Consider the following 11530-nt stretch of genomic DNA (forward strand, 5'->3'; position numbering starts at 1 on the left):
GCTGCTGCCTTGGAAAACCATTCAGCCGCTTTTTTATGATCTACAGGTACACCCTTCTTTCCTAAGTAGTAAAGCATCCCCATACTATGGTTACTTTGATTATTATCCCCTTTGGTCACGACTTGTGACAGTACATAGTTCAGTCCTGCCGACAAGTTCACTTTCTTAGTTTCAGCAGATACTGTTGAACTGATCCCGATAATACCAATGGCTACAACAAGGTGAAGCATTAAACTTTTCATTTGATTTCTGTCCTTTATTTGTCATCGACTTTAAACCAATAGGAATATTCTTTAGGCTGACCATTCACCAGAACATTGCTGAGTTTGACATCGTAGATCACGTTCAGTTTTAAATCATCAAAGTTAAACTGGATATGGTTGGGAACTCCGATATTTTCATAACGAATATTGCTGATCATCTGTTTAGCTCCACTACTTCGTTCAGTGACAACAACGTTAGCTTTGGCGTAGTCCACATTGCGATTGGCAAAGAAATTCTTTTGATCGGTTAAAACTGAAATAGAGAGGATTGAACCCGGCATATAATATTTTGCAGGATAGTTGTGGTAGGGATAGGCAATCACACCGAGTGGTGCAGTGGTTGAATTATTAAAAGGGTAAACAACTTTAATTGAAGTCCCTACAACGTAAGGGAATCGGGTATCCCTGAATGATGGGGCATTGACTGAACCATACGCCGATTTTTGTAAGAATGGATTGAGCATCCAGAGTCGATGTCCTACATTATTTGCCATAACATTAAAATAATCATGTATCAAACTTCTGATAGTGTCCGCAGGCGGATTGTCATACATATTGGCTCTGACCCCCATCTCAAGGCTGCTGGTCCTTGCACCTACAGCACCAATATCTGAATAGCATTTTGTGTTAGCTTCAGGATAATGCGTCAAGATATTGTTGGCAGCAAGAATCAGCGCCGTCTGCATCATTTCATCTTCACGGGCATAATCGTATGTAATACTTGGTAGCCCATGCAAAGCACGAACCGTATTAATTTCATTTAAGAATCCATTTCTAAACTTTGCACTGAGCTTACCCGCATAACAGTTGTTGAGATCAGGTGCCTCGCTCATGGATGAAGCTTTAAATACATCAAAGCTGATGGTCTGGCTCTCTGCTGCCAGTGTTTTGGTATCACCCTTCTGGGTGAGTTTAAGGGTACATGCCCCCGCACCAATCCCCTTAAGTTCACCCTGACTATAGGTACAGGTTGATGAAGAAAGACTGCTAATCGTGACAGGCAGTTTGGCACTGGATTCAGCATCCAATGAATAAATACTCTCCGTCAGAACGTATTTTATTTTTAGCGGGGTAATAGTTTGCTTAAGCTTATTCACGCACGCATTATTTTCTAAATATTGATCGGCAGCACAAGTCACATTGACGGTCATGCTGCTATTGAATGGTAAAACTTTTGCTGTCCCTGCCTGTGTCAGTGCTAGAGTACACTGTCCAACCTTTAGGGCTTTGAGTTCATTACCACTTACATTACAGATATTGGGGGTGTTACTGCTAAACGTCACTGCCAGCCCTTGATCTGTCTGAAGGGATAATGGATAACTTTGACCTTGAATCAGCGTACTGAATGGTAGTGACTGGATATTCTGCACTGCCTTGTTTTTACATGCACCCTCTTCCAGATATTGGCTTTCAGCACAGGTCACGGGCTTAGGAATTGTATTGCCATTATCTGGATTGCCCGTTCCACCGCCATTGGATGAACCAGAATCTCCTCCCGAACCATCGCCTCCACATCCGACCATAACTGTGCTGATTGCTAGCATCAGCACAGATGGCATAAAAGTTTTTGAAATCATCATGTTTGACTGCCTTAAATTTTTATATTGTTGTTATTGATAATGATCAGCCGAAAGGAGTTGACGGATTTCACTGGCCATTTTTGGACTACGCCAAGGGAATAACACCTTAAGGCTATAATTTGGCTTAAATTGATCCCGTGTTCCAATATTGACCTGAAACTCACGTTTCATCGGGGACCGATGGACTTGTTGGTTAACATGGGTTCCCATCATTGGGTTACTGATCACAGTGGTTGTGGTTCTAAAGCGATCTTCAACCAGATTGTAATGGCCAACAGAAGTAATATAGTCAAATGGATATTTAACGAGGCGTTGATCGGGCTGATCAAACAGGATGATGGTTTTGTCCTGGCTGTTAATCCAGACCCCACGGTTTTGGTAATTAAAGGTTTCACCTTGGCGCTTCAGTTGTTCGGTCATCCCGTCAAAGTAAGTATTTCCGTATTCATAGAGGTAATAAATAATCACAAACCAGAATAGGTCAAAGCCAAAGAAAAAGTAGCCAAACCATCCAAAGGAAAAGATTTTGGCAACGATCAGAAAGATCACAATCGGCAAGACTACACATTTTAAAAAGAGCTTGGATTTCTGTGGACGGTTTTCGATTGGAATGATTTTAGGTTTCGTTAATTCAGTCATGGTTGATCCCCGCATGTTCAATGCAATTCACAATCACCAGCAGATATAAATATAAAAGGTCCATTTTTTATAGGCGTGATTTAGCCATCCACCGTTGGATTGTTCTTGTTAAAAAGTTTTTTAATACAGCCTAAAAATTAAATTAGCCGTATAGTCCTCGTTGAAAAGCACAACAAGGTTGAACAGGTGGCGAGACACAAATGAGAAAAGATAGATACAGCATAAGAAGCTCCTTTGTTTAAAAAGAAGTTCTACCAAATTACTGCTAAATAATGGTGGCAGAACGAAAGAGGGTTAGCAGACTGGTAAACAAAGAAACCAGCACGTACAAAGACGTCCCCCTTCCGCCCTACCATAGAGAAAAGAGGGACGAGTGGGTACAGCAGAATATAAAGTCAAACTTTATATTCTTTCTTTGTTTACGAAGGGTCTGCTAAAACCCGCTGGCAATGTAGACCAGCGAGCCCATATTAATTTTATCCAGCGCTTTAGTCAATTTCACTACCATTAAAATCTAGACAAACAACTCGGACGGAGAAAGTTAAGTGGCTGAATTTTACTTAAGTAAAATTCAGCCCATCAAGGTGGTTATTTTGATTTTATGGATAAGCCTACTATTTATTCTTATAAATATTAGGCTGACATAGCCGTCCATATATACTTTTAATAAAAAGTTTTCCAGCCGTCAGAAATTTAATATTTCTTCAGTATAATCAATTAATTATTTAATGTTAAGATATGTAAAAATATCATACGGGATCGTTGACAGGTTAAGGTATACCCAGCTAACCTAGTTTTACACAGCAAAATCTGTGTTCAGGCGTAGGAACCTGATATTATCGAAAGGTGCAAATCAATGTCGCACTAGCGGCTATTTTTTTGCCTACTGTTTAAGCAGCCTTTATGGTAGCTTTGCAGGGCAGCCATTGGCTGGCCGTGACCTTTCGAGCGGTATTTCCTACCCCTGCTAAAGCTACCACCATCACCGTAGGAAAGTGTTGGGGGTAAGTGTTAAAACTTATCGAAAGGAAAGACTATGAACGTAATTCTTCATGGTGCAAACACTTGCACACCTAAAAAACAAGCTTCTCAACTCATTGTTGAACTAGGCAAATCTATTTCAAATCCGCAACGCCAAACATTGGCAAATCTTTATATTGCGGTTGATACTGCAAATTCCTTGTTCAACGAGCTCGAACAAGCACATCAAATCATTCGTCAGTGTATGTATGAAATGACTGATAAACAAATTCTCGAAGTTGCCAAACTCAATCAAAAGAGTAATTTGTCTTCATTGTGGGCATTCCGAACACACCAACGTCAAAAGATGCTTGAACGGGCACAACGTGTTTTGGGAATCCGTTCTATTTAACTCGCTTAATTATTAATGAATTTTTAGCTTGCTACTGTGCACTGTATAAATCGACTGCGTGATTATCGATTAAACAGAAATAACGTTGAATGCAATCAGTGACAGTAGCAACGCTAAAATAAATACAACTCTTATGTTTAAAAGTGATTGCTTAAAATTCAGGACCATCGTCATTTGATTTCTGCTGTTTAGAGTCAACTTGTGGTTGACGTTGAATGTTATATTGCTGCCCCAGCATGGTAGCAATTAAGTTCATGATCAACCTGACAATTTCTTCAACGAACTTTGCAAGTTGCAGTATTGTTGCTGTAAGTTCTGCTGAATGCTCTCTATTATATTGGTATTGCTGTTGCATTGTTGCTGCATGCTCCTGATCTGCATCTGCTTGTTCTCTAAGTCGACGCATATTTTGTTTAAATTGCTCATACTCTGAATACAATTCAACATCATCTCGTTTAAGTCTTTGATTTGTAGTTGCTGTTGCAATTGCAACTGTTTCAAATTCGTCTCCTGCTTCTCTAGAACATCGAAGCGCTTGATCAAGCTGGTTGTTAAGAGCTGTAGTTTGTTGATCTGTGTTGCGCATAACATGCTCTGTTCTTGAAGTCGCTGCTCTTTCTGATGCTGTAACTGCTGCTGTTGCTCTAACTGTTCTAATTTTTCCTGCCTCGATTGTAACTCTTTGATCATCAATCCAATATTCTGAAATAAACTGATCTCGGCCTGGCTCAAGTCTGACGGATTGCTGAAGCCTAAGATTTTCAAGATCTTGTTCATGTCGTCTCTGTTGCTCTGCTCGTAATGCTCGATCACGCTGAGCCTTTTTTTCATCTTCTCGACGTTTTCTTGCAAGCCTTGCATAGTACTCAGCGAGGATGGCGTCAAAGCTAAACTCATTTGTTCGAGTAAATCCAAAATCATCTGCTGTGTGTCGCTGCCGTTGTGGTGTTGAATAGTCGTTTGTTGCTGTTCTTTCATGACTTATTTCTCCACGATGCATGGAAATGTCAGATGAATATTCGGTTCCGTCGGATGAACCATTTTTTTGTTCAAATTCAGAGTATTGCAATCGATCCATTTCGGAGAAGTAATTGCTCGGAAACGATTGCCCCTGCCGTCCGTCAAAATTTCGGTCTCGTTTTTGGTTAAGATCGGCTGTGTGAAATAATAGTTCGCGGGTAATATTGTTAAAATATTCAGCAGCCACATTCCAAGCGCCATGAGAATGAACATTTTTAGAATCAATTTCGGGTTGTAAGTGATCGACTGAGTTAATGCCTGATCTACTTGCTGTTGCAACTGTTCCTTCTGGTCTTCTAATATTTGTGAGACTTCCTGAGTATTGTTCTGAATCTGGGTTTTGATCAGATTCTGATTGTCTTCGATCGTTTGTTGTAGTTGGACTTTGCTCTGCTGAAGATGCTTTTGCATTATCGTATTGATTTCGTTGAGATGCGATAACAGCGTCATTTGAATATTGCTGATATTCTGCTTCAAGTCTCCTCGATATGATTTCAATCCTTCGATTAAAATCTGGGTCTCGTTCTTCTTGTGCTGTAACAGTCGCATAACGCTGTCTGTTGTAATCTGCTCTTGCTTGTCGAGCTCCTTGTAAAGCTTGTTCTGCTCGATCTCTAAGTTGTGCACTAGGCGTTCGAGTGTATTTTGAAATCTGATTAACTGTTCGCTGCTCATCGTTTCCACGTTCTCGATCTGCTGTTCGAACTTGTTCAAGAGATTTGATACGCTCTCGAATTGTTCTTGAACATTTTTCGATGTTGAATTGTTTTTCATAGATTTCTCCTTGAAAATAAATAGGTTTTTTGCCGAAAGGTGGAACTAGGCTGAACTGTTTTTCTCGAATTTTGACTACTTCATTTGCCAGCTTGTTGTTTAATACAAACTGCATAAAGTCATCACGGTTTCTGACTAAAAGTTCGGACGGAATTACTTGAGCATGTTTTTTTTCTAGTTGTTTCAATGATATGTATAAAAGTTTTAAATACAGGTTTTCAATGTACTGTTTATAATTCTCTCGATCTTTTCCAACCTTTTTTAGTGCAGATTGCAAATACGTCTCATGACCTTTTTTTGTAAATCTTGCACGGTCGGGATCATTCGGATCTGCCCAACCGTATTCGAAATTCAGCTTGTCTTGCAACATATGAAAATGCTTTTGGAACCTGCCAGGAGGTGAGATATTCATCGACCGTCCCGATCGAAGTTCAAGTCTCGGCACAAGTATATGAATATGTTTTGAACCGTTTGGTTCCTGATGCAAAACAGCCGTCATATGATATTGGTCAGGTTCTAAACCCGAAAATGCAAGCTCTTCAAATTGCTTCAGAACATCTTTAATTTCAACACTAGTCGGTCGATCTTCTTCTGCAAAGGCAATGACAACAGACGTGTATTTATGCTTATAAGGAGAGCTGTCTGCAATTTTTGCAAAGAGATGTGGATCGCCGCAGAGCACTTCGACATGCGGACGTACAATATTCATGTGATCCTTTTCATCGAGGACATAGGCCGCTGCACGTGCTGCACTGCCCGTTCCATGCCTCAACATCTTAATCAACATGAACTACCCTCCCGTTTAAAATAAAAAAGGAAATAAAATTAAATTTCTATATGGTCATCAGAAAGATCAGCGTCTGAAACTGATTCAAGTTCACCGTCTCCAACGACTTGCATTTGTCGCAATAAATCGGCGAGATATTTTTGTTCAATATGCTGATGTCGGCGCTGAACAGTTTCATCAGAACGATGCAGTGACGGAGCACAAGGAAGTGGATAAAGTTGATAGATTTTTTTTAAAAAGTCTTCGACAAGTAGATAAGTTCGAAGCAAGTCAATTGGCTTTCCGATTTTGTTGCTAATGTGAATTGCACGGGTAATCTGATTGAGATTATTGCCAATTTTTGCAAGTTGGAATGCAATACTTTTGCTATCTTCTTCCACTCCGCGATGGGATACTTGCTTGGCAACGACATGCGATTCACGAATTGCAGATTGATCAACATTCAAAATATTTTGAATATAGTGATTCACGGAAAACCGAATAAAATCGCTTGTGGTTTTATTTAATATCTTTGCTGATTTTTTAATTAAATCTAGCTCCAAATCATTTAAACGTAATTCAAGCCGACTTAATCTTTTTGATTTATTAACAAAATTTACACTCACCATAAAATATCCAAAAAACCATCAATCTATTTTTAAGCTATAATACTTTTTAAAATAAAAAAAGTGTTTTTTGATAAAAATAAGAATATTTTTTATTTAGAATAAATAGTTACTCTAAAAATTTAAAACACCCCATTAAAAGTAGCGGTTTGGCTGCAAGCCAACCAGATCCCATTCGTACAAAATCACAACTTTTGTTGTGATTTTGTACGGACATGGGTAATCTGGCTCGACCGGTTAAAATCATATTTAATGTACTTTAGACTATTAAGTGTTATATTAAATTTTATAAAGATCAAGATTATTATAATCATCAAAGAATAACTAAAAAAACCTTACCAAAGGATAAATATCCAAAGAAAATAATTATAAAATATAATTTAAAAACATAAACTTAGTTAAAAAATACTGAATAAATTATCTCAACAATAAAAAATCTATAAAATTAGTAAAAAATAATCCCACAGAGACAAACTATGCATTAAAATTCAATATAAATTAATCTTAATCCAATGAAATATTTATCTAAAAATAAAAAAAACGGCCTTTAAATATTAAAAACCGAACACTCTCAAGTTTAAAACCCCAACATCAAATTTTAAAAACAACCTCGATCATACAAAAGATTAATTACTATCATAATAAACATAAAATTAGCTTAGGAAATAAACCTATTTTTTGATCTTTTACACCAAAATCATTTTTAAATAAAAAAATATGCTAGCTTTCAAAGTATAGAAACTTGTTTTACTCTTCAGATCCTAATTACCAAAATGAGGATTTTAAGACAACAAGGCTTTCTTCAACTGTATTAAAAATTGAAGAGGTCAAAATGATTATAGATCTTTATCTAATAAAATTAATTATTAGATATACAAAAACTGTAGCAAGACTTTCGAATAAGAATGCGGAGGTTCAACAATGAATAAACATTTTGAACTCGTTGACTGGGTCACCGCTGATAAGTTTTGCGAACTCACGGGCGAACAGATCTCGAACTTAAAAAACCTACGTCCAATATGGGATGAGGGAAAAGTCTGGGTAAAAGTGTCTGCTCGTAAAATTTTATATAGCTTAAAAGGTTACAACGCATGGGTCGAACAAGCCGCACAGGTCTACCAACTGGCACACGAGCAAGATCGGGAAAAATACAGATTAACTTTAAATGGAACGGTAAGCGCGAGTGGTTCACCCTCGCGCTTACTGACACACCAGCCAACTTCAGTAAGGCGGCTAAGATTAGAGAAGATTTTGTAAACAAGGCTAAATACGGGATATTAAAAATCGAGGATATCGAAGCGGTTACGGTCAAACCCTTCAAAAAAGCTGACGCTGCGCAAGAATCATTGCCAGCGTCACATGGCCCGACATTTGCTCAGTATGCCCAAGAATACCTTTATAACCTTTCAGATCATAAGCACGGCACCAAGAAAAAATATCTATCAATTTTGGAACGGCTGTGGATGCCATTATTTGCTGACATGCCAATTAATACGATCAGCAGCCAAATGTTGCGTAGCGCGGTGAATGGACGTGAATGGTCTTCAGCGAAGACTCGAAATGATGCTTTGATTCCATTACGCGGCGCATTCGAGTTAGCCAATGATGATGAGATTATTGATAAGAATCCATGTGATCGATTAAAGAATCAGAAAACGCAGGAAACTGAACCTGATCCATTTAATGAAATTGAAAGGGAAAGAATACTGAACTGGTTAAGAGAGAAATATCTTGCAGACTACCCAACTGTGTATTGGTACTTTGTGGTGGCATTCTGGACAGGTTGCCGTCCATCAGAAATTATCGCGCTCACTTGGCAGGATGTAGATTTTTTAAATAAACAGATCCACATCAATAAAGGTCGTGTGAACGGCGTTCAGCAGGAAACCACTAAAACAAATAAAGCTAGATTTGTAGATTTAAATGATTTTGCTTTCGAGGCATTTCAACAACTCAGATTACTAACCTACCTCAAATATGAGCATGTATTTATCTGTGATGAAACTGGCGAGGAATTTACTACGCAAAAATCATTGAGTGAAAAGTTTGTGGCTGCATTGAAAGCAAACGGCATACGCTATCGCCCTGCCTATAACACTCGTCATACATATGCGACTGTATGCTTAATGAATGGACTCAATCCAGTCTATGTGGCTTCACAGTTGGGTCATAGTCTGGTGATGCTCATGAAGCGTTATGCGAAGTGGATTAATTCAGATAAGAACAAAGAAGAGATTGCTAAAATTTCGAATAGTGCCAAAATTGTGCCAAAGAAAAAGGGAATCAAACTATGTGTTTGATTCCCTTTCAGATATTTGGCGGAAGCGGTGAGATTCGAACTCACGGAGGACTCACACCCTCGTCGGTTTTCAAGACCGGTGCATTAAACCGCTCTGCCACGCTTCCAATGGCGGCTATCATATAAATAAAAGTGCAAGTTGGCAAACCTTTTATTCAAATTTATAAACTGAATGCTCAAAATAAACTCAACAAGCTGAATTTTTATAGATTTTCTATTTTTCATAACGAATTGAGTTGATATACCAAACCTTTTTGCCCAATGGGGTATGCACTTCAACCTCGTCATCAACTTGTTTAGTTAATAATGCACGCGCCATGGGTGATTCAATCGAAATATGTTGAGGATGATGATCATAAATCTCATCAACACCAACAATTCTCAAAATTTTTTGTTCACCCGCTTCATTTTCGATCTCGACCCAAGCCCCGAAGTAAACCTTTCCCTCTTGTTCAGGAACATAGTCTACAATTTTTAACTCTTCTAAACGTTTACCAAGATAGCGTACTCGTCGATCAATTTTCCTGAGCAATTGTTTGTTGTATTGATAATCAGCGTTCTCAGAGCGATCGCCTAAACTCGCAGCCCAATTCACTTTTTTAGTGATTTCGGGGCGTTCATCATGCCAGAGTCTCTTTAGTTCTGCGACCAATAAATCATGGCCCGTACGGGTAATTAAATTTGATTTCATAAGTTGAAAATACGTGAAGATAACAATCTGTTTACAAGTTTTTGCATTGTATTCCTTATTTCACCATCACTAAAGTGTATAAATTTTATTCTTTTTTAAATCATGTGTTTGTGATGTATTTATCATTTATTTCTTGCTCAAAATTTGACAATCTGTTTTTGGACGCTTATTATGCGCCCCTAAGTTAGTTTTTTGTTTATTTTTTATACACTTTGTGAATGATGTGTAACATCTACATCATTTTCCCGATTAACCCAATGTCATTTTGAATGACGTCATGACTTGCCCACCCTTATTGAATTTATCAACTTTTAAAAGTTAAGGCATCGTTTTGCTGAACTTTTAGGGCATAAATTACCTGTAGCGGAGACAACATGCACAGTAATTCAAGTTCTGGGTCTAGGCCTAGCCTTAACTCTTTATCTTCTAAACTCCCGTTTCAAGCTTTAGCATTAGGTGTTGTAATTATTCCCTTCAATAGCTTAAGCGCAGAAAAATCTCACCAGTACAATACTGTTGTAGCAAAAAATGTTTTAACTGTGGTTGCCGTAGAAAACCCAACCATCGTATTTAAAGAAGATCAATTCTTACATGGCTTTGGTTACGATTTAGCACGTAACTATGCACAAAGCTTAAATGTAAAACTTGATTTTAAAACAGTCCCAGACAATGCAACTGCATTGAAATGGATTGCACAAGGCAAAGCCAATTTCGCAATGACCACTTCAACAATTGCAGATATTGAAAAGAAACAATTGGTTTCATTCTCAGCAAGTTGTGGTGATCAAGCAAGTTTAAGTAGTAATGGTTTAAACCCCCAATTAAATTGGGTGTTTAAACAAGCTGATGATCCTTTAACACTTACTGCCAGCGGTTTTGTGTGCCAAAGTAAACAACTAGGCACGACCCAACAACTTGCTTCCTTTTATAATCGTAATGTGGTTAAGCCAGAGTCATGGTCTATCATTCAAAAAGACTTGAATCAGCGTTTGCCTATTTATAAGGCAAGTTTTAAGCAAAGTGCTTCTAAATACAATCTAGACTGGCATCTATTGGCCGCCATTGGTTATCAGGAATCCTATCTAAAACCGACCTCTGTTTCACCAACAGGTGTACGTGGGATTATGATGCTCACCAATAACACGGCGAGAGCAATGGGTGTAACCAATCGCACTGATCCTGTACAGAGCATTCAAGGTGGTGCAAAGTATTATGACTTGATGCTGGATCAGTTTGCACATGTCCCTTATCCCGACCGTAATTGGTATGCGCTTGTAGCGTACAATATGGGGCCTGGAGCAGTCGGACAAATTCAGAAGCGTATCCAAGCCCAAGGAAAAGATCCTAACCAATGGGTGAACTTATATGATTATTTACAGCGTAACCAAGCTCGAAATGGTCGTTATAAACAAGCCGTGCAATACGTAAAACGTATTCGTACCTATTTAGAACATATCAAGACCAGTAACTTGATCAATGTCTAAAGCAAAAAAAAGCTTA

Annotated in this window: 8 protein-coding genes, 1 tRNA gene and 1 pseudogene; 3 read left to right on the forward strand and 7 right to left on the reverse strand. The window is 38.3% G+C overall.

The window, feature by feature from the left end; all coding sequences use genetic code 11:
- The 3 genes and pseudogenes from HMPREF0023_RS06585 to HMPREF0023_RS06595 all read right to left on the reverse strand — a co-directional run.
- A pseudogene (locus HMPREF0023_RS06585) lies at window positions 1–242 on the reverse strand (SEL1-like repeat protein); the annotation flags it as partial.
- A gap of 14 nt (window positions 243–256) precedes the next feature.
- Window positions 257–1843 carry a CAP domain-containing protein gene (locus tag HMPREF0023_RS06590; RefSeq protein WP_008941552.1) on the reverse strand — a complete coding sequence of 529 codons (1587 nt, stop codon included), beginning with the start codon at window positions 1841–1843 and terminating at the stop codon, window positions 257–259.
- Window positions 1844–1873: 30 nt separating this feature from the next.
- Window positions 1874–2482 (reverse strand): hypothetical protein, encoded by a 609-nt coding sequence (locus HMPREF0023_RS06595; protein ID WP_008941553.1) that lies wholly within the window; start codon window positions 2480–2482, stop codon window positions 1874–1876.
- Window positions 2483–3518: 1036 nt separating this feature from the next.
- Here HMPREF0023_RS06595 and HMPREF0023_RS06600 point away from each other — a divergent pair.
- Window positions 3519–3854 carry a hypothetical protein gene (locus HMPREF0023_RS06600; RefSeq protein WP_008941554.1) on the forward strand — a complete coding sequence of 112 codons (336 nt, stop codon included), beginning with the start codon at window positions 3519–3521 and terminating at the stop codon, window positions 3852–3854.
- 151 nt (window positions 3855–4005) lie between these two features.
- On the opposite strand, the gene HMPREF0023_RS06605 is transcribed toward HMPREF0023_RS06600, so the two are convergent.
- Both HMPREF0023_RS06605 and mobC read right to left on the reverse strand, forming a co-directional pair.
- Window positions 4006–6435 (reverse strand): hypothetical protein, encoded by a 2430-nt coding sequence (locus HMPREF0023_RS06605; RefSeq protein ID WP_008941555.1) that lies wholly within the window; start codon window positions 6433–6435, stop codon window positions 4006–4008.
- Between the two features lie 38 nt (window positions 6436–6473).
- Complete coding sequence (gene mobC, locus HMPREF0023_RS06610; RefSeq protein WP_008941556.1) at window positions 6474–7043, reverse strand: plasmid mobilization relaxosome protein MobC; 570 nt, start codon at window positions 7041–7043, stop codon at window positions 6474–6476.
- Between the two features lie 1088 nt (window positions 7044–8131).
- On the opposite strand from mobC, the gene HMPREF0023_RS06615 reads away from it, so the two are divergent.
- A complete protein-coding gene (locus HMPREF0023_RS06615; RefSeq protein WP_008941557.1) occupies window positions 8132–9340 on the forward strand; it encodes a site-specific integrase in 1209 nt (402 codons plus the stop codon).
- 16 nt (window positions 9341–9356) lie between these two features.
- Here HMPREF0023_RS06615 and HMPREF0023_RS06620 read toward each other — a convergent pair.
- Together HMPREF0023_RS06620 and greB are read right to left on the reverse strand one after the other, a co-directional pair.
- Window positions 9357–9446, reverse strand: a tRNA-Ser gene (locus HMPREF0023_RS06620).
- Between the two features lie 107 nt (window positions 9447–9553).
- Complete coding sequence (greB, locus tag HMPREF0023_RS06625; RefSeq protein ID WP_008941558.1) at window positions 9554–10030, reverse strand: transcription elongation factor GreB; 477 nt, start codon at window positions 10028–10030, stop codon at window positions 9554–9556.
- Window positions 10031–10404: 374 nt separating this feature from the next.
- Between greB and HMPREF0023_RS06630 the strand changes: the two genes are divergently transcribed.
- Window positions 10405–11514: a transglycosylase SLT domain-containing protein gene (locus HMPREF0023_RS06630; protein ID WP_005084391.1), complete on the forward strand. Its 1110-nt coding sequence runs from the start codon at window positions 10405–10407 to the stop codon at window positions 11512–11514.
- Window positions 11515–11530: the final 16 nt, after the last annotated feature.

This window comes from Acinetobacter sp. ATCC 27244 (assembly GCF_000156555.1).
Lineage (GTDB): Bacteria > Pseudomonadota > Gammaproteobacteria > Pseudomonadales > Moraxellaceae > Acinetobacter > Acinetobacter haemolyticus.